This window comes from Halomonas maura (assembly GCF_030409305.1).
Classification (GTDB): Bacteria; Pseudomonadota; Gammaproteobacteria; order Pseudomonadales; family Halomonadaceae; genus Halomonas; species Halomonas maura.
This window is the reverse complement of record NZ_JAUFPQ010000015.1, coordinates 1-25,431: the sequence shown is the minus strand read 5'-3', so window position 1 is coordinate 25,431 and position 25,431 is coordinate 1. Positions and strand designations below refer to the sequence as shown.

Genomic DNA, 25,431 nt, shown 5'->3' with positions numbered 1-25,431 from the left:
GACCATGCCCATCGACGAATCCCAGCCGGCGCTGGAGCAACCCTATCTCGATCTCATGCGCGCCGTGCTCGAGCACGGCGTGGAGCGCGATGACCGCACCGGTGTCGGCACCCGCTCGCTGTTCGGCCACCAGATGCGTTTCGATCTTTCTCGGGGCTTCCCGCTGGTCACCACCAAGAAGCTCCATCTGCGCTCGATCATCCACGAGCTGCTGTGGTTCCTGGCCGGTGACACCAACATCGCCTATCTCAAGGCCAACGGCGTGCGGATCTGGGACGAGTGGGCCGACCAGGACGGCGAGCTGGGCCCGGTCTATGGCTACCAGTGGCGCAGCTGGCCTGCCCCCGGCGGCGGCCAGGTGGACCAGATTGCCAACCTGCTGGAGCAGCTGCGCACCAATCCCCGCTCGCGGCGGCTGATCGTCTCGGCCTGGAACCCGGCGCTGGTGGACGAGATGGCCCTGCCGCCCTGTCACTGCCTGTTCCAGTTCTACGTGGCCGAGGGGCGGCTGTCCTGCCAGCTCTACCAGCGCAGCGCCGACATCTTCCTCGGCGTGCCCTTCAACATCGCCAGCTATGCGCTGCTGACGCGGATGATCGCCCAGGTGGCGGGGCTCGAGCCCGGCGACTTCGTGCACACCCTCGGCGACGCCCATCTCTACCTGAACCACCTGGCGCAGGCCGAGGAGCAGCTGGCGCGCACGCCCCGCACCGCGCCGCGCCTGGTGCTCGACCCGACGGTCGAGGATCTCTTCGCCTTCCGCTTCGAGCACATCGCCATCGAGGGTTACGATCCCCACCCCCATATCAAGGCGGAGGTCGCCGTATGAGCGATGACACCCTGATCCCCGTGGCGATGATCGCGGCCCTGTCCGCCAACCGCGTGATCGGCGTCGACAACCAGCTGCCCTGGTACCTGCCGGAGGACCTCAAGTTCTTCAAGCGCATGACCCAGGCCAAGCCACTGGTCATGGGACGCAAGACCTACCAGTCCATCGGGCGGCCGCTCCCCGGCCGGCTCAACATCGTGGTGACCCGCGATCCCGACTTCCGGCCCGAGGGGGTGCGCGTCTGCCATGACCTGGCCTCGGCCCTGGCGCTGGCCGACCGGCAGGCGACCATCGATGGCGTCGACGAGATCATGGTGATGGGCGGCGGTCAGCTCTATGCCCAGGCCCTGCCCCATGCCAGTCGTCTCTATCTCACCGAGGTGGCGGTCGAGATCGAGGGAGATACGCGATTTCCCGAGCTCGAGCGGGACGAATGGCAGGAGTGTCAGCGCGTCCCCGGTACGCCCGCCGAGGGCCAGCCGGCCTACGACTTCGTGCAGTATCGCCGGCGGGGTTTGCCAGACACCGCGTCGTGACACAGACTGACGGTGGGTGGAGCGGCGCCATGGGCGACTCCCTGGCCGCTGCCATCCCCCTTCGGCAAGGTGCACTTGGAGGATCAGGAGTTGATCGACGAACGCCCATTTCGCCTGATGGCGGCGCTCGAGGGGCGCGCCGATGCCCTGCTGGGCGCGCTGCGTGATACCCGCGTGCAGCAGGACGCGCTGCGCTCCCGGCTGGTCGAGCTGGAGCAGCGCCGTGTCAGTCTCGAGGCGCGCAATGCGGAGCTGGCGGCCGAGGCGCGCGAGGAGGCGGCGCAGCGCCAGGCCCTGGTGAGCCGACTGGAAGCGCTCGAGCAGCGTCTGGTCGATGCGGAGGCCGCACGACTCGAGCTGGAGGAAGAGAACCGCGAGCTCGACGAGCAGAACCGCGAGCTGGATGACCACAATCACCACCTGCAGGAACGCCTGGCCGGCGGAAAGCCGGCAGCGGTCTTCCAGCGCCAGGGACGCCAGGCCAAGGGGCTCTCCGCGCTGATCGGCCATCATCGTGCCACGCCGGCGACGGCGTCCGACGAGCGCCACGACACGGCCGATGCCGCGCCCCCGCCCGCCGCGGCGCCCGACGCGTCGGCCACGGACGCCGGCGCCTCCGCGGCGGCGCCCCAGGCCGACCTGCCCATCGCGGAGGCACCGTCTCCCCAGGCCCTGCTGGGCCAGTGGTATCGACGCTACGACGCCGCCTTCTTCAAGGGCCACACGCGGCCCCTCAAGGTCGGCATCCACGAGGACCTGGCCGCCCTGGAGCCCTGGCCGGAGAAGCTGGTGAGGCGTGCCCTGGCCTGTTACGTCAACCTGCCTCGCTACCTCAAGTCGGTCCGTGACGGGGCCGAGCGCATCGATCTCGACGGCGCACCGGCCGGCCGGGTCGATGCCGGCGCCGCCGAGCACGCCCACAAGAAGCTCGAGCGCCTCCAGGCCGACCGCCGTCCCGGGGGCAAGGCCGGCAAGCGTCGTGCCGCCAAGCCACGCGCCCGCGCCAACGAGGCGACCCCATCCCCCGGCGCTGCGTCCTCGACCGCGGCGCATCCCGAGCCGCCGGCCCCCGGCGCCGACCCGGCCGTCGACGAGCCCGACGACCACCGCCTGCAGCGCAAGCTGGGCGAGCTGATGGCCCGCCACAACGCCCGCTGACGCGGGCGCCTGCCGAGCGTTGAGGGCCGTCGGCGGCTTTCAGCGCCAGCTGACTTGAAAGCGTCATATCAGCGGGGCATGATGAACCCGCTCATCGCTACCATGCGTTTCGGTCTGTGGTATCGCCGGAGGCGCCTCGGGCTGCCCAGGGCGTGCCACATCCCGGGCCGGTAGCGGCGGTCGGTCCGCCGGGAGGGCGCCCTGGCCGTCATCGCAGGGGAAATCGCCGCCATCGGGGAATGTGACGAAGGAAAACAGTGTTTTTTTCTTGTTGCGCTCCCGCGAATCACGGTATAGAGTTCCTCGTGCGAGCATTGGACTATAACAAGGCGTTGCCGAGGTCAGGCTCGCTGACTGCCACCTCCCGTGAGGGACAGGGCAGCAACGAGAACCGGCACCAAGACCGGCATGCCAACTGCACTGACTCACCAAAGAGCAGGCAGCAACGATCGAAACAGCAAGCTAGTCAAAAGGATTATCGCAATGAAAAAGACACTGTTAGCGACTGCCATCGCCGGTGCCATGGCTGCCTCCGGCGCCCAGGCCGCCACCGTCTACAACCAGGACGGCACCAAGCTCGACCTCTACGGCAACATCCAGATCGCCTACTACAACGTCGACACCGGCGCCGGCGACAATGACGACGCCGACGAGATTGCCGACAACGGTTCCACCTTCGGTTTCGCCGCCGAGCACGTCATCTACGACGGCCTGACCGGCTACCTGAAGCTCGAGTTCGACGACTTCCAGGCCGACGAGATGAAAGTCGCTGGCCGCGACTCCGGCGACCAGGCCTATGTCGGCCTGAAGGGCAACTTCGGTGACGCGCGCATCGGTTCCTACGATCCGCTGATCGACGACTGGATCCAGGACCCGCTGACCAACAACGAGTTCTTCGACGCGTCCGACTCCAACAGCAGCATCGAAGACTTCTACGGCACCGGCGACCGCGAAGGCGACAAGGTGACCTACACCTCTCCGTCCTTCGGTGGCCTGCAGTTTGCCGTGGGTACCCAGTACAAGGGTGAGGCCGAAGAGATCTCCACCAATGAAGCTGGTGTCGAGCTCGTCGAAAACGAGAGCCGTGCCTCCTTCTTCGGTGGTGCCAAGTACACCGTCGGCGGCTTCTCCGTTGCCGCAGTCTACGACGACCTGGGCATCTACGACGCCACCGCTGCCGAGACCGGCGAAGAGTTCGATGCCGGCGACCAGTACGGCATCACCGGCCAGTACACCTGGAACACCCTGCGCGTGGCCCTGAAGCTCGAGCGCTTCGAAGCCGAAGACGAGGCCTTCGACGACGTCAACTTCTACGGCCTGGGCGCTCGCTACGGCTACGGCATGGGCGACATCTACGCCGCCTACCAGTACGTCGACGTGGGCGGTGACGACTTCGGCAGCACCTTCGAGGACGCCGGCCTGAGCGGCGACTTCCCGACCGAAGCCGAGGACGAGGAAGACAGCTACAACGAAGTCATCGTCGGTGCCACCTACAACATCTCCGACGCCATGTACACCTGGGCCGAGCTGGCCTTCTACGATCGCAACGACGACGAAGGTGACGGCGGCGCCGTGGGTGTGACCTACCTGTTCTAAGCCCGAGCGCGGGTGTATCCTGCGACAAGGGTAGAACAACGAAAGCCGATCCCCCGGGATCGGCTTTTTTCATTGGGCATGAACGAACGCAAGCGAGGTTCCATGAAACAGCCGATAGTGACGGCCGGCCTGCTGGCGCTGAGCCTGGCGGCCGCGCCGGTCGCCGCCGACAGCGTGATGGAGGAGCGATTCCGCGAGGAGGGGCGTCAGCTCGACCTGACCGGCTTCTTCCAGTCCGAGACCGATGCCCACAGCCGCAGTTTCCTGTTCGGCGGTGCCAACGCCCACGACTTCTCGGTGACCGAGGCCGGCACCTACCTCTTCGAGAGCGAGGTCACCGCCGGCTACTCCGAGGACTACCGCATCGCCGCCGTCCTCGAGGATGCCCAGGGACGGGTGATCGCCCGCAGCGAGGCATTGGGCCAGAACGGCGGCCTGGCGCTGCGCCAGCGCCTCGAGCCCGGGGACTATGTGCTGCGCGTCGAGGCCCAGCGCTTCGGCACCCGCGGCAAGGCCGGGGACGGCTATTCCATCGACATCGTGGGCCTCGACGCGCAGGGCAATCGCCTGGCGGAAGGCGTCAGCGACGGCGAGGGCATCTTCTTCACCGGCGACAAGCGCGAGGGGGCCCGCTCGGTGTTCGTGAGGGGCGATAATGCCGTGGCCACCCTGGGTGGCTCGGCGGAGACGGCCACGGAGGCCGGCGATGCCGCCACCACGGCGACCTCGACCGCTGCCGGCGATGCCGCCACCACGGCGACCTCGACCTCGACCTCGACCGCTGCCGGGGCGTCGGCCACGGCGACCGGCGCCGCGGCCACGCAGGCATCCCGGGATCAGGAGCAGGATGCGCCGTCGACCGGGCCCGCCTCACGGTCGGGCTACGAGACCATCGTCACCGACGTGAAGATCCGCGCCCGGGGCGAGGTCCTGACCTTCGAGATGGCCGAGCAGGGCAGCGTGGCGATCACCACCTCCACCTATCCGACGGGCTACGAGGACACCTACCGCATCGCCCTCGAGGTGCTGGACGCCTCCGGCCGGGTCGTGGCGGAAGGCGCCGGCCAGGGCTTCGATGGCGACGTGGACCTCGAGACCACCTTGTCGCCGGGGCGCTACCGGATCCGCGTCCAGGGCCAGAAGTTCGGTTCGGCCCACTCCGGGGTCAACAACTACGAGCTGCGCGTCGAACGCAGCCGCTGACCGACAGCTGCGGACGTCAGAGAAGCGGGGCCCGCCCGAGCGGGCCCCGCCGATGGCCGTACCACCAGAGCCGGCTCAGCTGGCCTGCTCTTCCTCCAGCATCATATGGATCAGCTCCTGCAGGTCCTGGACCTGCTGCTCCAGGGCCTGGACGCGATCCTCGTCGGCGGCGGCGTCGGCCTTCTGGTTGATCTCCTCCATGTGTTTCTCGATGGCTTCGGAGTCCATGGCATAAGCGGCTCCGCCCATCATCAGCATGGCCAGGAAGCCGGCTGTCAGAGTCTTGATGTTCATGAGGCACCTCTCGGTCGGTGGGTTGAACTCGAAACCTCCGTCGGGTCTTGTTCGCTTAGTGCCTCCGCCATCGCATTCCTTACAGCTGATTCAGCAGAGACGTATTCGTGGTATAGCAGAGTCTCCTGCTGGCTGCTTCTGATCTTCGCCGACCGATCGGGGGCTATCCCTACGCCCTGCAGGCGCGGCGTCTCTCGCCGTCGCCCCGCCATACGGCCTGACCCGCCAGGCTCTCGGCCGGCCCCTGCGGGGCAGGGCACGGGGGATTGGCGGGCACGAAACGGCCCTGGCCGACCGGCCGGGGCATGGGTTCGAAACCTCGGCCATGCGACACCCGGATCAAAAAATTAGCAAAGACTGATATAATGCAGTCACGGTACCCCCTGGCTCCAAGGTGACGCGTGCCCTTACACCCCGCCACCTACCTGAACAGGCTGCTTTCACTGAAGGGGCGCCTGCTGTCGGGACTGGTCATGACCTGGCTGGTGGTCCTCGCCCTGTTGCTCGGCTTCGGCTGGCGGTCGGGGGAGTCTCTGCTCGAGGCGTCCAACCGGGCCCATCTGCGTTATGAGGCTCGCTTGATCGCCGATGAGCTGACGGACCAGGTCGAGACCCGTCTGCAGGCCCTGCAACGCCTGGCGGGGAGCCTCCAGACACAGCAGCGGGGGCAAGGGGCGTCCCGGCTCGGCGACGCGCTGCGCGGCAACGAGGCCCTGCTGGAATGGTTCGATGGCTTGTTGGTGGCCGACGCCGAGGGTCACATCCAGGCCGCCTGGCCCGATCGTCGCCGGCTCCAGGGGGGGAAGATCGCCGACCGCGACTATTTCCGTAGCGTGCGTGCCTTCAAGCGCCCGCATGTCAGTGAACCCATTATTGGCAGGGCCAGTGGGACGCCGCTGGTGCTGTTCGCGGTGCCACGGCTGGATCGGGCCGGGCGCTTCCAGGGGCTGGTGGGCGGGATCGTCAGGTTGGACAGCGGCCTCTTCGGGCGGCTGGATCGACTGCGACTGGGGCAGGAGGGCTTCGCGGCGGTGATGAGCGCCTCCGGCACCTTCCTCTTCCATCCCGATCGGGATCGCATCTTCGAGGCTGTGCCGGATGCGGCGTTCAACCCCTGGCTCGACCTGGCACTGGACGGCTGGGAAGGAGAGGGCGAGGGGCCGTTGCTGTCGGGTGACGTCGCCTACCAGGCCTTCCGCCAGATCTGGCCCGCCGACTGGATCGTCGGCGTCGCCCTGCCTCGGGACCAGGTGATGGCCCCGATCCAGCGCTGGTTGGAGCGCCTGGGCGGGAAGGTCCTGCTGGTCGCGGTCCTGATGCTGCCGCTGATGAGCTGGCTGCTGTGGCTGGTGTTGCGTCCGCTCTTCCAGCTCGAGCGCCAGATCGAGGCCGTGGGAGAGGGCCGGCGAAACCGGGTGGCGCTGACCACGCGGATGCAGGAGCTTCGCCAGGTCGCCGATACCTTCAACCGCGTCGAGGTGGAACGCGGCAAGGCCCTGGCCCAGCTCAGGGATCGCCAGGCCTTCCTCGATGCCATCCTGGCCTCGTCGCCCGTGGGCATGTTCGTGACCGACACCGCGGGTAACATCGCCTACCAGAACCCGGCGCTGGTCGAATTGACCGGCCATGCCAGGGCCCAGCAGCGTCAGCGCGAATGGCTGGGGCATATCCATCCCGACGATCGCCAGTCCGCCCTGGACCTGTGGCACTACAGCATGGTGAGCGGCGAGGACTTTCTCCAGCAGTTCCGCTGCTACCGCCAGGGCGGGGATCTGCTGTGGCTGGAGGTTCATGCCAGCCGGGTGGCGACCGAGGGGGGAACCCTCGGCTTCGTGGGCACGGTGAAGGATATCACCGAACGCCGCGAGGAAGAGGCCCTGCGCCAGTGGGAGGCCGAGCACGACCCGCTGACCGGCCTGCTCAACCGTCGCGGTTTCGAGCGCCGGCTCGATGAAGCCCTGGCCGACTGCCGCAAGACCGGCGCGCCCTCGGCGCTGATCCTCTTCGACCTGGACCACTTCAAGCCCATCAACGACCAGGGCGGGCATGCCCTGGGCGACGAGATGCTGTGTCGCATCGCCCAGGTGGTGGTGCGGGAGGTGCGGCGCAGCGACCACGTGGCGCGCCAGGGGGGCGACGAGTTCGCCGTGCTGCTGCCCAGCTGCACCCAGTCCCAGGCGTCAAGGATCGCCGAGTCGCTGCGCGACGCGGTGCGCGATGTCGCCGTCAGTCACCAGGAAAAAGACTATCGGGTCACCTTGAGCCTCGGGGTGGCCAGCCTCAGGGAGACGGATCAGCGCATCGCCGAGGTGATCGGGCGTGCCGACGCCGCCAGCTATGCGGCCAAGCGCCAGGGCCGGGATCGGGTGGTGGTCCATCCGGCGCTGGCCTGATTGGACCATGCGTGAAGCCGCATCCGTTGGGGGGACCTTGTCCACTTGCCGGCTGTCTTTGTCCCGCCGTTCAGGCTCCAACTGGCTCATTTGCCCGGATGGCGTTATGGGCGAGCGCCGCTCTCCGAGGCGGTTGCTCCCTCCCGAGGGTGGCGAGCACCAGCCTAGTCTTGAAGTCGGCACGGTACTCCCAGCGTAACCTGTCCATGATCGTGTAATCCGCCGTGCTGCTCAATGCGTGGCGTTTGCTTCGCATGTCGGGGGATCGTTCAAGCTTTGATCGCTGCCCTTCCTGCTGCGGCTGCAGAGCCTAAGCCGCGGGAACCAACCGGGGCACTTCGCATCGTGTGATGGTTTCCTGGCCTGCTGGGCCAGCCATTACAGGCGTCTTTCTGAATAGCGCTGGCACCAAGTGCGATAGTCGGCAGCGGGAAGGGCCGGTGAGAACAGGAAGCCCTGTGCCTGGTCGCAGCCGAGATGGCGCAGGATATCCGCCTGAGCCGCTGTCTCCACGCCTTCGGCGGTCACCACCAGGTCAAGGGCGTGGCCCATGTCGATCATGCAGGCCATCAGCTTGCGTGCTCGCTCGTCTCGTTCCAGGGGGGAGACAAAGGAACGATCGATCTTGAGCCCAGTGATCGGCAGGTGCTGCAAGTACTCGAACGAGGCAAAGCCCGTGCCGAAGTCATCGATACTCACGCCGATGCCGATATCGCGAATGCGCTGGATATCGCGGCGTGCCGCGTCGAGGTCACCGATCAAGGCGCTTTCGGTGATTTCCACTTCCAGGTGCTCGGGGCGCACGCCAGTGTCTTCAACAAGCTTCAGGAGGAGGTCATGCAGGTCTTCGTCATGCAGGTTATGCACGGAGATATTGATTCCGATCGCGCCCTCGCTCCCGTCAGTCACGGCAAAGGCACCGGCGGTTTGAGCCACGAAGGTGGTGACAGGGCCGATCAGCGAGGTGTTCTCCACCTTGGGCATGAACTGGCCGGGCGGAATCAGCTTGTCATTGTCACCTCGCCAACGGATCAGCCCCTCGCAACCACAGACTTTCCCGTCGCCCAGTCGAATCTTGGGCTGGTAATGCAGTTCGAACTCCCCCGCGACCAACCCGTCTCGCACCCGAGCGATCAGCTTGAGCGATTGCAGGGTGCGCTGATCGAAGGTGGGACTGAAATGTGTGTGGCTGCGCCGTTGCCGGATCGCCGCGAGTAGCGCGATGCGGGCCTCTCGGAGTAGTTCTGTCGCCCTCGTCATGCCGTCCCGCGCGATGGCGCTGCCCATGGCTAACTGGACGCGAACAGGTACCTGCTGAATCAACAGACTGTCCTCGCCGACATCCATCAATCGCTGGCTGATGGGGTCGAGATCACCCGGCTCGATGTCCTTCAAGATCAGCGCAAGCTCATCGAGGCTGATCCGGTACGCCCTGCCTCCATCGCGGATCGCCTGACTCAGCCGTGTGCCCATTGCCACGAGAAGCTCATCTGCGGCTTCCATGCCCAGGGCTTCGACCACCTCCGTCATATCGGTGATCTTGATTTTTATCACCCCGGTGTTCGTGACTCGCCAAACCGGTTGCGATAGGCAGTGGCGAAGATCCTCGTTGAGGGCGACCTGGTTGGGGAGGCCCGACGGGGGATCGGTGCGGGCGATGACCCGATGTTCGTTGGCCGAGCGGCGGCGCAGATGGAACAGCCAGCCTGCCACCCCGCCCAAGATCAGATAGAAGACAAACCGCGCGAGGTAGTTGGCGGTGCTTTGCTCGACGTTGAGGTGGGCATCCTGAGGCATGATTGCCATCAAGGCGCCGGCGAGGAAGGCGGCGATCAGTCCCCCGGGCAGGCTGTACCAGGAGGCTGCGGCCAGTACCGGGACCAGCATCAAATAGGGGTAGGCATAGGCCGTCCCCCCGGTGACATAGACGATTGCCGCGCCCGCGACCAGGAGTAGTGCCACGACACTGCAGCGCGTGGCATGGCGACTGTCGATGAGCTGCACGACGCGTTGCGGCCATGCTGTGGACTTCACGAACCTGCTTGTCCCCATCTCCGGTCCTCCGGGTCGATCACCGCGACTCTGTACCAGATTAGAGGATTATGAATGACCCACCACTCGCTTGGGCGACAAGGTTCAACGCACGATGGGAAGGTCGACGTTTACGCCTTATCCGAGGCTGGGGGGCTCCAGAGAATCCTGGATCTGGTCCACGGCCTCCTTGAGTCAGGGCCCGAGGTTTTCAACCAGGATGCGATGGTTCAATCGCAGTGACGACCCGCCGCAGTTGATCGCCATCACTTCGGCATCTTCCTCCAGAATGAGCGGAATGGCGACGGCACTGGCTTTCAGCTCCCAGTCCTCCTCGGAGAGACAGAAGCCGACGTTGGCGTATTCATCGAGGGATTTCCGGATAGGCTTCTCGATGGCTGGCCAGTTGTCGGAGCCTTGCCGAGGCATGTGGTGGTGTCGTTCATCGGGGATGCCTCTCAACCAGGTCTCACATCTAGGGAGTCGGGACCGATTCGTGCGGTGGGTTCGCCTCACGGTCGGGGACATCGGTCACATCGGTGGTCGAAGAGCGGGGCTCGCTGGCGAAAGGTGGGCGCGTACCTTGCCGGGCGTACGGGTGACGGAAAGCCGCTTGGTCATGGTGTCCAGGCAAGGGCCAGAGAGAGCGAATGGGGCCTGATCGCCTGGTACTCCGATGCAGAGCTTGCGCAGGACCACCGAGTGCGGGGCGTAATGGCGCCCTCTGCAGGATTCGAACCTGCGACCTGCCGCTTAGGAGGCGGCTGCTCTATCCTGCTGAGCTAAGAGGGCGAAGCGAGCGATAGTATAAGCGTCTGAACCGGCGAGATAAACCCGCAGGCGTTGCGGCCCGTGAGCCGGCAGCGCTTAGCGGGTAGAATGGCCGCCAGCCCTTGTCCGGATGCCCCCATGCCCGAGCTATCCCCCTACCTGTCCCCGGCGGGCGACCGCCATTTCGACGGCCTCGCCGACAAGTTCGCCGGCAGCCTGTATGGCGGGCTGCGTGGCGAGCTGCGCCTGGCCCTGCTCGACCGGCTGCTGCCCGAGATGCTCGACCTGCAGGCCCAGCCGGTGCTGGAGGTGGGCGGTGGCCTGGGGCAACTGGCCGCCTGGCTGAGTGAACGTGGCCATGCCGTGACCCTCACCGAGCCCGCCGGCGAGATGCTGGAGCGGGCCGTCGAGCATCTCGGCGACCGGCCGGTGGTCTGCCACCGGCTGGCGCTCCAGTCTCTCCAGGCAGCACTGCCGGGCCCCTGGCCGTTGATCACCTGCCATGCCGTGCTCGAGTGGCTGGCGGATCCGCGGTCGGCCCTGGCGACCCTGGCCGGGCTGCTCGCGCCGGGCGGGCAGCTCTCGTTGATGGTCTTCAACCGCGACGCCCTGCGCCTGTCCAACGTGGTCAAGGGCAACCTGCAGAAGGCCCTGGCCGACCGACTGGAGGGCCAGGGCCGCCGCCGGCGCCTGACCCCCATCGCGCCGCTGACCCATGGGCAGGTCGTCGCCTGGGCCGAGGAGCTGGGCCTGTGCGTGGCGCGGGTGGCCGGGGTGCGCGTCTTCCATGATTACCTGCGCACCCCGCCCGAGGCGTCGGCGGACCGCCAGGCGCTGCTCGAACTGGAATGGCGCTACAGCCGTGTCGACCCCCACTGGCGGTTGGGCCGCTACCTGCTCTATACCCTGATTCGCCCCGAGGAGCCCGCATCATGAGTGCCGAGACCCCCGTCTGCCAGCTGCTGGAACGCCAGGACGCCGACTATCGCGGCTGGCTGTGGGTCGCCCCGCCCCGGGACGGCTGGCTGGAGGGCGGCGAGGGACGCCTGCTCGCCGCCGACCAGGCGCTGCTGGATGCCTGGCGCAGCCGGGGGCGGCCGGCCGGCTCGCCCTTCGAGGCGGAGGTGCCGCCCCCGCCGGGCGTGGTGCTGTTCTGGCCCAAGGCCCATGCCCTGGGCGAGTGGTGGTTGCTGTGGCTGTGCGCCCACCTGCCGGTGGGCACCCCGCTGCAGGTGGTGGGGGAGCACCAGGGCGGCATCAAGCGGGTGCTCAAGGTCCTGGCGGCCCTGGGACTGGGCTGTCGCAAGGTCGACAGCGCCCGGCGCTGCACGCTCTTCGCCTCGCGCCTCGATCGGGTCGGGCTCGACCCGGAGGCGGCCTGGACGTCCTTCGAGGCCGAGGGGCTGCAACTGGCCAGCCATCCAGGCGTCTTCGGCCATGGCAAGCTCGATGCGGGGACCCGGCTGTTGCTGTCCCGGTTGCCGGACGTGCTCCCCGAGACGGGGCAGGTGCTGGACATGGGCTGCGGGGACGGCATCCTGGCCACCTGGCTGGCCCGGCGAGGGCTCGCGACCACCGCGGTGGACGTCAACGGCTTCGCCGTGGAGGCGACGCGGCGCAGCCTGGCGGCCAATGCCCTGGACGGTGAGGTGAGGGCGGGGGATGTCTTCGCGGGGCTCGAGGGGCGCCGCTTCGACGCCATCGTCAGCAACCCGCCCTTCCACCAGGAGCGCGCGGTGGACTACGGCCCCGCCGGCCGGCTGATCCGCGAGGCGCCCGAGCACCTGGTGCCGGGCGGCCGGCTGGTGCTGGTGGCCAACGCCTTCCTGCCCTATCCGGACCTGCTGGCGCGGGCCTTCGGCGGCTTCGAGATCCTCGCCGACGACCGCCGCTTCCGGGTCTATAGCGCCAGGACCTGAGGCGTCTCGTCGGCCGGCAACGAAAAGGGGGCATGCCGACCGGGCCGGCATGCCCCGCGGCAGCCGGAGGAACCGGCCGCCGAGCGAGTGCCGATTATTCGGCCATCGTCTCGCCTTCCATGGAGCCTTCGCCTTCCATGGAACTTTCGCCTTCCATGGAGCTTTCGCCTTCCATCGAGCCTTCGCCTTCCATGCCCATGCCGGACTTGGCGGCCTCGAATTCCTCCTCGCTGATGGCGCCATCCCCATCGGTATCCGCGGTCGCGACGTCCATGCCGGCTGCGGCGGCCTCCTCGGCGCTCAGGGTGCCATCGCCGTCGGCATCCAGGTCGCTGAACTTGGCATCGCTGCCCGCCACGGCGCCGGCGCCGAAGAGCAGGGCGACGGCCACCAACGTCGATTTCAGCAGGGTCTTGTTCATGATGCACCTCCAGAGTGTCCGGTGAACACGCGGTTCGTGCTGCCACGAGCCGGGCGGCTCGCTTATCCAGTATTAGGCCATTTCCGTGCCATCCAAGAATTAATTTCTTGGATCACAATGACTTATTTTGCCTAACAGGCGCCGGGTGTCGCGGGGCGGCGGCACAGGATCTCGGCAGTGCGCCTCCTTTTGGAGACACAAATGCTCGCCTGGCGCCAAGCACTTGATTGGGCTGGCAGGGGAGTGTCGCCGAATCGCGGCAGGCCGGATGGCGGCCTCGGCGCCGAGGGCAGGGGTTCCCGCCCAAGCAGCCCTCCGCCGACGGGAACGCCGGCGGTGGTGCCGTCGCCTCCCAGGGTGTAGGCTTGCCGGCTTCCCCGACCCCTCAGGACCCGACCGATGAGCGAGATGCCCCAGTGCCCCGCCTGTGCCTCCGGCTTCACCTACGATGACGGCCTCCAGTTCGTGTGCCCGGAATGCGGCCACGAGTGGTCCCGGGATGCCGCCCCGGCGCCGGGAGAGGACGAGGCGACGATCCGCGACGCCAACGGCAACGTCCTGGCCGATGGCGACACCGTCACCGTCATCAAGGACCTCAAGGTCAAGGGCGCTTCCTCGGTGGTCAAGGTCGGCACCAAGGTCAAGAACATCCGGCTGGTCGACGGTGACCATGATATCGACTGCAGGATCGACGGCATCGGCGCCATGAAGCTGAAGTCGGCATTCGTCAAGAAGGCCTGAGGCTCAGTCCGTCGGCAGGCAGGCCGGCAGGGCCTCGCGCAGTGAACGGGCGGCGAGGCCCAGGTCGGCGAAGGTGCCCACGCCGTCGCCGACCAGGTTGTCGCGCTGCATCAGCAGGACCTGGTCGCGGGTCAGCGGCGGGCTCGGCAGTGGCGAGGCGAGCAGCGCCAGCGCCCGCCAGGCGAGGAAGGGCATCGGGACCAGGGGGCGCTCCCGATGCAGGTGGCTCATCACCAGCGCCAGGATCTCGCGGTAGCGCAGCACATCGGCCCCGCCCAGCTCGAACAGCCGCCGCCGCGGCGCCTCGGCACCGGTCAAGTGGACGATGGCCCGCGCCACATCCACCACGTGTACCGGTTGCAGGCGCGTCTCGCCGCTGCCGAACAGGGGAATCGCCGGCAGCCGCGTGAGCCGGGCCAGGGTGGCGAGGAAGGCGTCCTCGCGCCCGTACATCACGCTGGGCCGCAGGATGATGGCCTTGGGCATGGCGTCGAGCACCGCGGCCTCGCCCCGTGCCCGGGCCCGCACATAGGCCGAGGGCGAGCGGTCGTCGGCGCCGATGCCCGAGAGCTGCACCAGCCGGGTCACGCCGGCCTCCCGGGCCAGCCGTGCCAGGCGTCCGGCCCCCTCCACATGGATGGTCTCGAAGCGCAGCCGACGGGTCTCGACATACAGGCTGACCGCATTGACCACCGCGCCGGCGCCCGCCACTGCCGCGGCCACCGCGTCGTCGTCGCGGATATCGGCGGCGACGGTCTCGAGGGGATCGCCGGGCTCGACCCCGTCCGGCCTCTCCGGTCGCCGGGCGACCAGGCGCACCGGCCGGCCGAACTCCACCAGCTCGCGCACCAGGGTGGCGCCGAGGAAGCCGGTGCCACCGAACACCGTGATCGGTTTGTCGGCCATGAAGATCTCCCGCCGGACTGGACATGGGCGTGTCGGGTGTCGACACCCGGCAAACGCCCCCGAGGATACCCCTTGCCGGAGGGCCTGCCCACCGGCACGCCGGGCCAGCCGCGCCGCCCCATGCTCGCGACGATAAGCGCCTATGGTAGTAATCAGGCACGTCCGAATGCGCCAGGGGAGGGAGGGCCATGACCATGACACCCGTGCATGCCCGGCGGGACGATGACCCGGACCGCCAGCTGGCCGACCGCCTGCTGAGCACGGCGCTGCAGATCGCCGAGGCGGTGGGCTGGCCGGCCGTCACCTTGAGCGAGGTCGCCGCCCGTCTGGGAATTCCCGCCGCCCGCGTCCTCGATCACTACCGCGACCTGGACGAGGTGGCCAATGCCTGGTTCCTGCGGGGCTGGCGGGCCATGCTCGCCGACACGCCCGGCGGCTTCGACGATTGGCCGCCCCGCGAGCGTCTCGAGCACTGCCTGCTGGCCTGGCTCGATGCCCTGGCCGAGCACCGTCGGGTCACCATCCAGATGCTGTGCACCAAGGCCCATCCGCCGCATCCCCACACCTGGCTGCCGATGGTCTTCGACCTGTCGCGCACCATCCAGTGGTGGCGCCAGGCCGCCCACCTGGCGGCGCCCTACGGCAGTCGCCGCGCGCGGTTCGAGGAACTCGCCCTGAGCGCGCTGTTCCTCGCCACCCTGCGCCACTGGGCTCGGGATGACACGCCCGGCCAGTACGCCACCCGTCAGTACCTGCATCGCCGGCTGGCGTGTGGCAAGGCGCTGATGCCCTGGCTCGACTAGCTAGCGGCCGGGCAGGGACCGGGACAGCGGGACGTCGGGGGGAGGGCGCTCGATCAGCCGTTCCGCCAGGGGCGTGCCGCTCGGCACCTGGCTCGCCTTGGCCCCGGCGTCGGCCTGCCAGCCGTCGCCGGTGTCGTAGCCGACTCGGGTGGTGGTTCCTGGCGGGGTGGGCAGGTAGAGGCCCGCGCCGAGTGACGCCTCGAGATAGGTGCCCGGGCGGTAACGGGAGGTGGCGAAGAAGGCGAGGATGGCCGGGGAGGGGGCGAGCGAGACGGTGAGATCGGGATAGAGGTCGAAGGCGCAGTAGGGGGCCGGCTCCCCGTCGCCCCGCCTGGCCAGCCCGCAAGTATAGCGCGGCGCCCCCGAGGCGCTGTCGAAGTAGATGCCCGGCAATTCGCCGGTGGTGGTCGAGAGCGTTCCCGAGGCACCGACGTCGACCCGCTGGTGGCAGGCGACCGGTGTCTGGCTGCCGATGGCGATGGTCCGGTCGGCGGCAATGGACGCGGTGGCGATATAGCCGAGGTTGGTCTCGGGAATCACCACCCGGATAGTGGCCAGGTAATTCTCGCGGCACAGCCACACCAGGGGCACGCCGCTTTGGTTGGAACTCACGACCGGCAACAGGACGAACAGCGCATAGCCCCCGGTCCTGAGGGAGTCGAGGGTCGCGTTCGACAGCTGAATTTCCAGGCAGGTCTCCGACATGGGCGGCTCCCGGCGATGAGACGGGCGCCCCGGAGGGCGCCCGTGGTGGCGAGGCGTCTGCCTGGTTCAGTCCCAGCGGCAGTAGAGGCTGTTGGGCAGGCCGTTGCTGACGGTCAGTTGCTGGCCGTTGATGCCCTGGACCCGGTACTCCTGGTCGGGCGTCATGTCGATACTCACCTGGGAGCGAGCGGCGATCTGGTAGCGCACCGGCCCGCCGACGTTGTGGCGATTCTCGAGTTCCAGGCTCTCGGCCAGCTGGCCCTCGGGGAAGACGTGCTGCGCCCCCGGGGCGATGCGGACTTCCGGCATCGTGTGTCCTCCTCTGTTCTGTGATGGGTCGGTCGACGGTGCCGACCCGGGGTGGATGGCCTATGAGGTGATCAGCAGCGGGACCAGGGATTCCTGGGCCTCCACGGACTGCCCCCAGGACTTGCCGCCCCAGTCCCAGCCCTGGTTGATGTCGTAGGACACCGAGCGCGACTGGTCCGAGGTCAGGTCGAGCAGTACCCCGGAGCTGTAGGCCTTGTAGATCACCGTGCCGGTGTTGACGGTGTTGCTGGCGAACATCAGCAGCACCTTCTCGATCGGCGCGATCACGTCGAGGTTCTTGCCGTACAGCGGGAAGGCACACATCGGCTTGGTGCTGCCACCGGTCTGCTGGGAGATGCCGCAGGTCCACTGGCTGGTGCCCAGGTTGCTGATCGAGATGGCGCTCGGCGTCCCCTCCTGCATCACCTCGACGGTGCCCTGCTGGCTGACCATCATGGTCTGCTCCAGGTCGATGTCGGCGCTGGAGCTTGCATGGATCTTGCCGTTGGCGATGATCTCGTCGGTCGAGATGTAGGCCTGGTACTGCTCGTCCCAGGTGATCACGGTGTTGTCGAGAAAGGACGTGGACTGGAACCACACCAGCGGGGCCCCGCCCTGGTTCGCGGTCTTGACCGCCTTGAAGCCGTAGAGGGCGAAGCCGCCGTTCTTGAGCTTCTCGATGGTGTCGCTGTCCATGGAAATGCTGACTTGGTATTGCGTGGCCATGATGGCTGTCTCCTGATCGGTCGCCCCTGGGAGCGGTTGAGGTCTGCCGCCGGATTTGCTGCCCGGCCTTCATACTTCAGCATTAGCCACAGCTTCCTTCCGCATCATGCGGGGATCAGCTGTGCCCGTGCCTTCGGTATCAGATCGGTCTGCACCACGCCGTCCAGGCCCCCGCCGAGGGCGCGCAGCGCGATTCGGCGACGGGATGCAGGGATGCTCGGTGGAATCAGGATCAGTTCGGGATCAGTTGCCGGTCATGCCTTGCGGGGCGGGTAGTGATGACAAACGCTCATCCTTGTGTATGACGTCTCAATCACAGGGAGAATGAACATGAGTAATGCGATCGTGAAGCTCGCCATCATCGGCGGCGGCGTCTCGGGGCTGTCGCTGGCCTATTACCTGCAGCGCCGGGTCGTGCAGGCCTCCGGGCCGGGAACGGCACTCGATATCACGCTGTTCGAGCGCAAGGCGTCCCTGGGGGGCAACGCCGAGACCGTGGTCGTCGACCTGGGAGTCCGGCGCCACGCGTCGGGAGAAGACCGGCGCTACCTGCGCTGGGCGGACCTGGGGGTCAACGATGTCAATCTGGCGACCTACAGGCGACTCGAGGCGATCATGGGCGAGATCGACTACCTCGACCACCTGAAGCCGCTGCAGGACACCGAGAGCTATTTCACCCGCGATGGACGCCTCTCGCTGACCGACGACACCTACCTGCACCGCGGGGTCTCCGATCCGGCCTTCGCGCTGGATGCCGCCGACCACGGCCGCCTGGCGCCCCTGATCCGCGTCGTGCATCGTGCGGCCCTGGATCTGCTCGACAGCATCACGCCCGCCTATACCGTCGCCGCCTATTTCGACGACTGCGAAGCGCGGCCGCGCGAGATGCTCGAGACGGCGGCCCATGAGCTGGACGTCGACATCGACTGGCAGGATCCCGAGCTGCCGCGCCGGCTGGCCTCGGTCCGCACGCTGATCTACTACCCGCGTATCGCGGCGATGTATTTCACCGACGACCGGGGCCCGGGCGAGATGCCGCTGGCCTCACCCTTCGAGTACTACCGGGTACAGGAAGGGGGCGGGGAGCCCCGGCGGCGCTATTTCGACTATGGGGCCCAAGGCTGGCTCGATGCGCTGGCGGCCTACCTGGTGGCGCCGGAGCGGTCGGGGCCGCGAGTCACCATCCGCCGCCATGCCGAGGTCGGCGTACGCCTCGAGCCCGAGCGGGCGGTGGTGCATGACGAGCATGGCTGGTCGGCGGCCTTCGACCTGGCCATCGTCGCCACCCACGCCGACGATGCGCATCGCCTGGTGTCGCTCAGCGACCGGCTGGCGCCGATCCGCGAGCGGCTGGATGCCATCCTCGGGGCGGTGCGCTACACGCGCAGCTATGCCGTCTGCCATACCGCCTCCGGCCGCCTGCCACCCAACAAGAACGTCTGGCGCACCTACAACATCGAGATCCGGGATCCCGGCGACACGCGCTTTCCCTACCGCATCGACTACCTGACCAACCTGCACCAGAACGATCCCGCCAATCCGGACTACGACGAGGCCGGGCTGCCTCAGTACTTCGTATCGCTGGTCGACGACCTCAACCGCATCCCGCGCCAGGAGATGCTCGACAAGGTGCTGGACCCCGGGCGCGTCCCCGAGGCGATGCGGGGACGGCTGCCCGACGCGACCCGCACGCAGATGGCGGAGGGCCTGCACGATTCGGGCTACAGGCACGAGTTGCCGACGCCCGACGAGGCGCTGCAGCGCAAGGCCTGGACCTACTTCAAGCACAATGTGCTCGACGCCGCCTGTCTCCAGGCCCAGCGAGACATCGACGCCTACAACGCCGAGACGGCGATGGCCTGGCGGGAGGGGAAGGGGGCCTGCCCACTGCTGTTTGCGGGGGGCTGGACGCGTGGCGCCGGCCTGCAGGAGCAGTGCCTGGAGCAGTCCGAGCGACTGGTCGGCTGGCTGCTGGGGAGCGAATGACAGGTCGCGATCAGACGGGGCTTGCGCCCGGGTAGTCGCGCAGCGCCAGGCGCGGCATCACCAGGGCCAGTCCCTGGTCGACGCCCCGCCGCCAGTGCTCGAGCAGGCGGCGATGGGCGGCTTCCGAGCCGTCGTCCAGCCAGGCGGCATGGCGCTCGATCAGTTCGATATGGTGCCCTGCCCAGGCGCAGGGCTCGTCGGCGACGAAGGCGCGCAGTCGTCCGCCGTAGCGTCGAGCGGCCGCGGCCTCGCCATGCAGCAGGCAGGTCTCGGCCGCGGCGACCAGGAAGCGGTAGGCGTTGTGCCCGACACAGCCCCGTTCGAGCAGCGCCATCCCCTTGTCGAGGGCGTCGCGTCGGGCCTCGTCGTCTGCCTCGAGCAGCGCCAGGGTGCCCAGCACCCAGGGGCCGATGAACTGCTCCAGGCGATGACGTTCGACCATCCGCCAGGCGGTGCGAATCAGGTTGCGCGCCAGCTCCGGCTCCCCGCCGACGAACCTGAGCCGCGCCTCGCTCTCGAGCAGGAAGGCCTCGAAGCGCCCGGCGCCCATGCCCCTGGCCAGGGCCAGGCCGGTCTCGACATGCGCCAATGCCGGCTGCGGCTGGCCCTGTGACAGCAGGATCCAGCTCGCCGTCAGGCGGGCGACGATCTCGGCGCGGCGATTGCCGACCCGCTCGCCCAGCTCGGTGGCCGCCAGGCTGTCCTCCAGGGCGGCCTGGGTCGCGTTGGTGTAGATGCGTACCGTGCCGAGCATGAACAGGTTGGAGGCTTCCAGGTCGGCGTGACCATGCTCGCGGCACAGGCGCACGCAACGCTCGAATACCCGGTGCGCGCTGAGCATGTGCCCCTGGGCGTAATGGGCGTCTCCCAGGCCGCTGAGGGCCTGGATCTCGGTCGTCGCCAGGCCGCAGGTCCGTGCCTCGTCCAGTGCGCGCTCGTGGCAGGCCCGGCCACCGGCGAAGTCGCCACGCGGAAAGTGGATGTTGCCCCTGAGGTAATGGATGTCGGCGAGGGCGGCGTGGGCCTCGAGGGGCTCGGCCACCGCCAGTACCCGGTCGAGCAGGCGCTCCTCGGCATCCAGTTCGTCGAGCAGGTTGAGGGTCCGCGCCAGCCCGATGCCGGCGTCGAGCCAGGCGGTGTCGTTGTCGGCCAGTTCCTGGGCACGCAGGAAATGGGTATGGGCTTCCTGGCTGAGCCCCATGGCGCCGCTGATCCGGGCCTGCAGCATCGCCAGGCGATAGTCGTCGCGTGGCGCGTAGTCGATGGCCTGGCATTGTTGCACCAGTTCCAGCGCCGGGGCATGCAGGTGCTGGCGCAGCTGTGCCTCGATGGCCTCGAGGAAGGCCCCGGGGGCCGCCAGGGCCCGGGCCTTGTGCAGGTGACGAGCCCGCAGGGTGGGATCGCGGTCGGCGTAGTGCCGGGCCAGGCGCAGGTGCATGCGGTCGCGCTGCTCCCGGGGGGTGGCCTCGTAGATGCCCTGCATGATCAGGTCGTGCACGAACCGGTAGCTGCCGTCGGGCAGTTCGCGGACCAGGTAGTGGCGCTGCGGCAGGCCGGGACGATAGTCCCGCGACGGGAGCAGCGCCTGCAGCTCCTCGAGGCCGAACCGCTGGCCGATGGTGGCGGCCGCACGCAGCGCCTGGCGGTCCACCGTGGCCAGCTGGTCGAGCTTGGTCTGCACCAGGTGCTTGAGGCTGGCGGGCAGGTCGCCCCCCTGGCGGAACAGCAGCAGCTGGGTCAGGAACAGCGGGTTGCCCTGGGCTCGCGTCACGCACTGCGCGACGAAGGCGGGATCGGCGTTGCCGAAGCGCGCGGCCAGCGCCTCGGTCTCGGGCTGGCGCAAGGGGGCGAGGTCGATCAGGGTCAGGGGCAGGTCGGCCAGGCGGGGCCGTAGTCGGGTGTCCAGGGGATCCTGCTCGAGGCGTGACGTCAGCATCCAGATCACCGGGGCGTCGCGGACCTCCTGCAGCAAGGTGGCGAGCAGCGTGAAGAGCGCATCGTCGGCCCAGTGCAGGTCCTCGATCACCAGCACCTGGAGCCGCTCGATGGACCGGCGGCGGATCAGCTCGCGTAACGCCTCGCCCTGCCGCGACAGTCGCGTGTCGTGGGTCATGGCCGCGAACAGGCGCTCGTCCGCCATGGGCTGCGATAGCCCCAGCAGGGGGCGGAAGAGCATGGCGTGGTCACCGGCCAGCCGCAGCCGGCCAAGCCGTTCCTGGAGCTGGCGTTCCGCGGCCTCGGGGGCATCGGGCAGGGCGAGCAGCGAGCGCAGCAGTTGGGCGAGGGGGCCCGCGTCGCTGCGGCTGCCGAAGTCGAGCACGGCGGCTCCGTGCAGGTCGGCGTCCCGCTGCTGGGCCATGTCGGTGAATTCGTCGACCAGCCGGGTCTTGCCGATGCCCGCCACGCCACGGACATACAGCACGTGCCCTATCTGGTAGTCCCGGGTGGTCTCGAGTACCGCCTTGAGCTGGCTGACCTCGAGGTGGCGGCCGATCAGGTCGAAGTGAGCGCCCTGCCGATCGTCCCGGGGGTGGAGAAAGCGCCACCAGTCTCGCGAGGCCGCCTCGCTGAAGGCGAAGCGCTCGCCAAGCGGCACCGCCAGCCCGCGTTCGACCCAGATCGGCGGCAGCTCGGCGTCGGCCGCGGGGAGCCGGGGATCGCCCTCGGTGGCGGATGCCCGGGACGCCGGCCATTGCCGGGTGTCGCAGCACAGCCCCGCTCCCGTGATGCCGGCTTCGGCGACCCGCTGGGCGATGGCAATGGCGCACTGCAGGCAGCGCAGGGCGTCACTGCGATAGGCGCGCGGCAACCCGAAGCTGGCCTCCAGGTCCCTGCCATCCCTGGGCTCTCGCGTGCCTCCGAACTGGTCGATGAGGTGGGCGATCGTCGTCACGACCCCGTCGGGAAACGCCTCTGCCCAGACGCTCAGGCGGATGACCGTACGGCTCTCGTCGTCGTCCGGCAACGCCGCCACGTCGCTGGAGGGCGTCGCCGTCGAGGGCGTCGCAGGAACAGCCACCGTACGGGCGGCGAGGCGTTCGACCTCGGTGCCGTGGACGGTGGCGAGGTGTCGGGCGGTGCGGTAAAGCACCGGCTTGCCGCTCTCGGCACGCTTGATCGAGGCGATGGACACGCACAGCCGCTGCTCGAAGCAGCGCTGGGCAAGGGCCTCCTGGCTCAAGCCCAGGCGCTTGCGCAGCCGCTTGAGGCATTGGCCATCCAGCACCAGGCGGCCGTCCTGCCGCGTTGTCCCTGCCACGAGCCCCCTCCTTTTCCCTGCTGAGACCCGCACCGAGTGTCATGAGATTTCTCATGCTGTCAGGAAGATCATAGCCCAGCCGCTGGGTCATGACGGTCGTCCTGTCCCTCGCCGGGCCACACTTCGCCGCGCCGCCGGGGGAGGCGCGGGCCATGGCCGGCTCGTGAAAGGCGCGAGAGGGTGACCAAAGTCTAAAGGCATTAAGTCCGAATTTGTTCGACCCTATGTCCGACATAGACAACATAGAGTCCGACAAGGACCGCGATCCGCGATAAGGCACCCCATGTCCCAAGCACCCGACAGCTCCCGTCGCACGACGCGACCCGATATCGCCGACTTCCTGGCCGAGGCCATCTTCAGCGGGGAATACGCGCCGGGGGCGTTCGTGCCCAAGGAGCTGGATCTCTGCGAGCGCTTCGGCGTCAGCCGCAGCACGGTGCGCAGCGCCCTGCAGACCCTGGTGGCGGCGGGGCTGCTGACCCGGATCTCGGGGCAGGGCACCCGGGTGCGCCCCCTGCAGGAGTGGCACCTGCTCGATCCGCGGGTCAGTGGCTGGATGGCGCGCTTCGCCCAGCCCAACCCGCGCATCCAGCGGGAGATCTTCGCCTTCCGGGTCGCCGTGGAGCCCTTCGTCGCCCGCCTGGCCGCCGAGCACGCCACCGCGGCGGACCTGCTGGCCATCGAGTCCGCCTACGACGGCATGATCCGGGCCCTGGAGCAGGACGACCTGCGCTGGCAGGGCCTGTCCCACGACGAGCATGACGTGGCCTTCCACGAGGCCATCTTCGCGGCGTCGCACAACCTGGTCTGGGCGCAGATCAGCCATGTGCTCAAGCCCGCCATCGCGCTGCTGGTGGAACGCTCCAACCACAGCGCCGACGAGCTTAACGACAGCATGGAACGCCATCGCCGGGTGATGGAGGCGATCCGCCTGCGTCAGCCGGAGCAGGCCGCCGCGGCGGCCCTCACGGTGCTGGAACGCACCGGCCGGGATCTGGGCCTGGAAGGCCTGATGCCCTCCCTTTCCACCCTCGATGACCCAACAACAAGCGATAAGGAAGCCTCATGATGTTCAACACGCCTCTCAAGACCCTGACCGTCGCCGTGCTCGGCGCCATGGCCTTCAATGCCCAGGCCGCCGAGTACGAGTGGACCTTCCAGACCTCCGAGACCGCCGGGGAGCCACAGTTCGAGATGAAGAAGGCCTGGGCGGACAACGTCGAGCAGATGTCCGATGGCCGCATCGCCATCGAGATCCTGCCGGTGGGCGCCGTGGTCCAGGCCAACCAGACCCTGCAGGCCGTCGAGTCCGGCATCCTGCAGGGCCACATGACCGATCCCAGCTACTTCACCGGACGCGATCCGGCCTTCGGCATGATCGGCAACCTGGTCGGCGCCTGGAGCGACCCCTACGACTTCCTCGACTACATGAACAACGCCGGGGGCGAGACGCTCTACAACAAGCTGGTCGAGCCCTATGGCCTGCACCTGATCGGCGCCGCCGCCACCGGCCTGGAGTCGCTGCCGTCCACCAAGCCGATTCGCTCGGTCGAGGACATGCAGGGCCTCAAGCTGCGTGCCCCGGAAGGCATGGTCTACAACATCTTCGAGGCGGCCGGCGCCACCCCGGTCAACCTGCCGGGCTCCGAGGTCTACACCGGCCTGGAGAAGGGCGTGATCGACGCCGCCGACTACACGGTGTTCGCCACCAACCAGTCCCAGGGCCTGCACGAGTTCGCGCCCTATCCGCTGTATCCCGGCTTCCACTCCCTGCCGATGGTCTCGGTCTCCCTGAACAAGGAGATCTGGGACGGCCTGCCGGCGGACCTCCAGGCGATTCTCGAGACCTCCGTGGACGACCTGGCCTACGAGATGGTCGCCGAGCTCAAGACCCGTGACCTGGAGGCCGTGCGTGAGGCGCGCCAGAACCCGGACATCGAGATCATCGACCTGCCGGCGGAGGAGCGCACCAAGTTCCGCAATATCGCCAAGGAAGAGTGGGCGACCTGGGCCGAGAAGAACGAGATCACCGCCGAGTTCTACGAGTCGGTGGTGGCCTACCTGGAAAACCACAACCTGCTGTAAGCCGTCCGGCCGGCGGATGCCGCCGGCCGGCTGTCACGCCCCGGGCCATCCGCGCGGATGGCCCACCCCCTTTCGTTGAGGAAGTCTCATGACTCGAGAGTCTCGTCGCCCGGAGGGCGGCTCGGCCGCTGACGAGGTTGCCCCCGCCGACCCGGTGCGCAATGCCTTCGATCGCGGCGTCATGGCCTGTGGCCGCCTGGCGGCCTGGCTGGTGTTCGTCGCCATGGTCATCAGTGTCCTCGAGGTCATCATGCGCTACGCCTTCGGCTCGCCGACCTCCTGGGTGCATGAAAGCGTGGTCATGCTGGTAGGGGTGAGCTTCGCCCTGGGCGGCCCCGCGGCCCTGGCCTGCAACCGGCATATCCGGGTGCGGGTGCTCTACGACAGCGTCGGGCCCAAGGCCAAGCTGTGGCTGGACCGCTTCAATGACCTGGTGACCTTCCTGTTCTGCCTGGGCATGACCTACGCGGCCACGGTGATGTTCTGGGACGCCTCCCACAACCCGCTGGGCGAGTGGCAGCTGGAGCGCTCCGGCACCGCCTGGAACCCGCCCATCCCGGCGCTGGTGAAGGGCATGATCCTGCTGGCCCTGGCGATCATGTGCGTGCAGGCGCTGCTGCACCTGGTGCAGTCGCTGCGCGGCGAGCCGGCCCCCGAGCCCGATGACATGGAGGGCACCGCCTGATGGATATCGCAACCGGAACCCTGCTGCTGGTGGGGCTGATCTTCGCGCTGCTGGTCACCGGCCTGCCGCTGGCCT

General features: G+C 68.1%; 23 protein-coding genes and 1 tRNA gene. 14 read left to right on the top strand and 10 right to left on the bottom strand.

Annotated features, from left to right (window positions below; translation table 11 throughout):
* Window positions 1-4 precede the first annotated feature (4 nt).
* The 5 genes from QWY76_RS09095 (at window position 5) to QWY76_RS09075 (ending at window position 5,322) form a co-directional block, all read left to right on the top strand.
* On the top strand, window positions 5-829 hold the full coding sequence (locus QWY76_RS09095) for a thymidylate synthase (RefSeq protein ID WP_290310836.1): 825 nt from the start codon (window positions 5-7) through the stop codon (window positions 827-829).
* The gene (locus tag QWY76_RS09090; RefSeq protein ID WP_290310835.1) at window positions 826-1,365 is read left to right on the top strand and encodes a dihydrofolate reductase; all 540 of its coding nucleotides are present in this window, start codon (window positions 826-828) and stop codon (window positions 1,363-1,365) included. Before QWY76_RS09095 ends, QWY76_RS09090 begins: the two co-directional genes overlap by 4 nt.
* Before the next feature lie 90 nt (window positions 1,366-1,455).
* A complete protein-coding gene (locus QWY76_RS09085; RefSeq protein ID WP_290310834.1) occupies window positions 1,456-2,523 on the top strand; it encodes a ProQ/FINO family protein in 1,068 nt (355 codons plus the stop codon).
* Window positions 2,524-3,006: 483 nt separating this feature from the next.
* The gene (locus QWY76_RS09080) at window positions 3,007-4,119 is read left to right on the top strand and encodes a porin (RefSeq protein WP_290310833.1); all 1,113 of its coding nucleotides are present in this window, start codon (window positions 3,007-3,009) and stop codon (window positions 4,117-4,119) included.
* A 102-nt stretch (window positions 4,120-4,221) separates the two neighbouring features.
* A complete protein-coding gene (locus tag QWY76_RS09075) occupies window positions 4,222-5,322 on the top strand; it encodes a hypothetical protein (RefSeq protein WP_290310832.1) in 1,101 nt (366 codons plus the stop codon).
* A gap of 75 nt (window positions 5,323-5,397) precedes the next feature.
* Here QWY76_RS09075 and QWY76_RS09070 read toward each other — a convergent pair whose 3' ends face one another.
* Window positions 5,398-5,616 (bottom strand): hypothetical protein, encoded by a 219-nt coding sequence (locus QWY76_RS09070; RefSeq protein ID WP_290310831.1) that lies wholly within the window; start codon window positions 5,614-5,616, stop codon window positions 5,398-5,400.
* A gap of 401 nt (window positions 5,617-6,017) precedes the next feature.
* Here QWY76_RS09070 and QWY76_RS09065 point away from each other — a divergent pair, with 401 nt between their 5' ends.
* Entirely contained in the window at window positions 6,018-8,009 is a 1,992-nt protein-coding gene (locus tag QWY76_RS09065) for a sensor domain-containing diguanylate cyclase (RefSeq protein WP_353960399.1), read from the top strand.
* 378 nt (window positions 8,010-8,387) lie between these two features.
* On the opposite strand, the gene QWY76_RS09060 is transcribed toward QWY76_RS09065, so the two are convergent.
* From QWY76_RS09060 to QWY76_RS09050, 3 genes are all read right to left on the bottom strand, one after another.
* Entirely contained in the window at window positions 8,388-10,043 is a 1,656-nt protein-coding gene (locus tag QWY76_RS09060; RefSeq protein ID WP_290310830.1) for a putative bifunctional diguanylate cyclase/phosphodiesterase, read from the bottom strand.
* A gap of 192 nt (window positions 10,044-10,235) precedes the next feature.
* A complete protein-coding gene (locus QWY76_RS09055) occupies window positions 10,236-10,469 on the bottom strand; it encodes an IclR family transcriptional regulator (protein ID WP_290310829.1) in 234 nt (77 codons plus the stop codon).
* 286 nt (window positions 10,470-10,755) lie between these two features.
* Window positions 10,756-10,832, bottom strand: a tRNA-Arg gene (locus QWY76_RS09050).
* A 117-nt stretch (window positions 10,833-10,949) separates the two neighbouring features.
* On the opposite strand from QWY76_RS09050, the gene QWY76_RS09045 reads away from it, so the two are divergent.
* Together QWY76_RS09045 and QWY76_RS09040 are read left to right on the top strand one after the other, a co-directional pair.
* The gene (locus QWY76_RS09045; protein WP_290310828.1) at window positions 10,950-11,747 is read left to right on the top strand and encodes a methyltransferase domain-containing protein; all 798 of its coding nucleotides are present in this window, start codon (window positions 10,950-10,952) and stop codon (window positions 11,745-11,747) included.
* Window positions 11,744-12,730 (top strand): methyltransferase, encoded by a 987-nt coding sequence (locus QWY76_RS09040; RefSeq protein ID WP_290310827.1) that lies wholly within the window; start codon window positions 11,744-11,746, stop codon window positions 12,728-12,730. The genes QWY76_RS09045 and QWY76_RS09040 overlap by 4 nt, the downstream gene beginning before the upstream one ends.
* A gap of 94 nt (window positions 12,731-12,824) precedes the next feature.
* On the opposite strand, the gene QWY76_RS09035 is transcribed toward QWY76_RS09040, so the two are convergent.
* The gene (locus QWY76_RS09035) at window positions 12,825-13,151 is read right to left on the bottom strand and encodes an EF-hand domain-containing protein (RefSeq protein WP_290310826.1); all 327 of its coding nucleotides are present in this window, start codon (window positions 13,149-13,151) and stop codon (window positions 12,825-12,827) included.
* Between the two features lie 399 nt (window positions 13,152-13,550).
* On the opposite strand from QWY76_RS09035, the gene QWY76_RS09030 reads away from it, so the two are divergent.
* A complete protein-coding gene (locus tag QWY76_RS09030; protein ID WP_290310825.1) occupies window positions 13,551-13,892 on the top strand; it encodes a zinc ribbon domain-containing protein YjdM in 342 nt (113 codons plus the stop codon).
* 3 nt (window positions 13,893-13,895) lie between these two features.
* Here the strand turns inward: QWY76_RS09030 and QWY76_RS09025 are convergent, their stop codons facing one another.
* A complete protein-coding gene (locus tag QWY76_RS09025; protein ID WP_290310824.1) occupies window positions 13,896-14,798 on the bottom strand; it encodes a complex I NDUFA9 subunit family protein in 903 nt (300 codons plus the stop codon).
* Between the two features lie 188 nt (window positions 14,799-14,986).
* Here QWY76_RS09025 and QWY76_RS09020 point away from each other — a divergent pair, with 188 nt between their 5' ends.
* Window positions 14,987-15,601, top strand: a complete 615-nt coding sequence (locus tag QWY76_RS09020) for a ubiquinone biosynthesis protein COQ9 (RefSeq protein ID WP_290310823.1) — start codon at window positions 14,987-14,989, stop codon at window positions 15,599-15,601.
* Here QWY76_RS09020 and QWY76_RS09015 read toward each other — a convergent pair whose 3' ends face one another.
* The 3 genes from QWY76_RS09015 to QWY76_RS09005 all read right to left on the bottom strand — a co-directional run bounded on the left by QWY76_RS09015 (window position 15,602) and on the right by QWY76_RS09005 (window position 17,341).
* Complete coding sequence (locus QWY76_RS09015; protein WP_290310822.1) at window positions 15,602-16,306, bottom strand: hypothetical protein; 705 nt, start codon at window positions 16,304-16,306, stop codon at window positions 15,602-15,604.
* Window positions 16,307-16,372: 66 nt separating this feature from the next.
* Window positions 16,373-16,615, bottom strand: a complete 243-nt coding sequence (locus QWY76_RS09010; protein ID WP_290310821.1) for a hypothetical protein — start codon at window positions 16,613-16,615, stop codon at window positions 16,373-16,375.
* A gap of 60 nt (window positions 16,616-16,675) precedes the next feature.
* A complete protein-coding gene (locus tag QWY76_RS09005) occupies window positions 16,676-17,341 on the bottom strand; it encodes a hypothetical protein (RefSeq protein WP_290310820.1) in 666 nt (221 codons plus the stop codon).
* A 330-nt stretch (window positions 17,342-17,671) separates the two neighbouring features.
* On the opposite strand from QWY76_RS09005, the gene QWY76_RS09000 reads away from it, so the two are divergent.
* Window positions 17,672-19,327, top strand: a complete 1,656-nt coding sequence (locus QWY76_RS09000) for an FAD-dependent oxidoreductase (RefSeq protein WP_290310819.1) — start codon at window positions 17,672-17,674, stop codon at window positions 19,325-19,327.
* Between the two features lie 10 nt (window positions 19,328-19,337).
* Here the strand turns inward: QWY76_RS09000 and QWY76_RS08995 are convergent, their stop codons facing one another.
* A complete protein-coding gene (locus tag QWY76_RS08995; RefSeq protein WP_290310818.1) occupies window positions 19,338-22,586 on the bottom strand; it encodes an ATP-binding protein in 3,249 nt (1,082 codons plus the stop codon).
* A gap of 283 nt (window positions 22,587-22,869) precedes the next feature.
* Between QWY76_RS08995 and QWY76_RS08990 the strand changes: the two genes are divergently transcribed.
* The 3 genes from QWY76_RS08990 to QWY76_RS08980 all read left to right on the top strand — a co-directional run bounded on the left by QWY76_RS08990 (window position 22,870) and on the right by QWY76_RS08980 (window position 25,356).
* On the top strand, window positions 22,870-23,655 hold the full coding sequence (locus QWY76_RS08990) for a FadR/GntR family transcriptional regulator (RefSeq protein WP_290310817.1): 786 nt from the start codon (window positions 22,870-22,872) through the stop codon (window positions 23,653-23,655).
* Window positions 23,652-24,671, top strand: a complete 1,020-nt coding sequence (locus QWY76_RS08985) for a TRAP transporter substrate-binding protein (protein WP_290310816.1) — start codon at window positions 23,652-23,654, stop codon at window positions 24,669-24,671. Before QWY76_RS08990 ends, QWY76_RS08985 begins: the two co-directional genes overlap by 4 nt.
* Window positions 24,672-24,759: 88 nt before the next feature.
* Window positions 24,760-25,356, top strand: coding sequence for a TRAP transporter small permease subunit (locus QWY76_RS08980; protein ID WP_290310815.1), 597 nt, complete (start codon window positions 24,760-24,762; stop codon window positions 25,354-25,356).
* Window positions 25,357-25,431 lie beyond the last annotated feature (75 nt).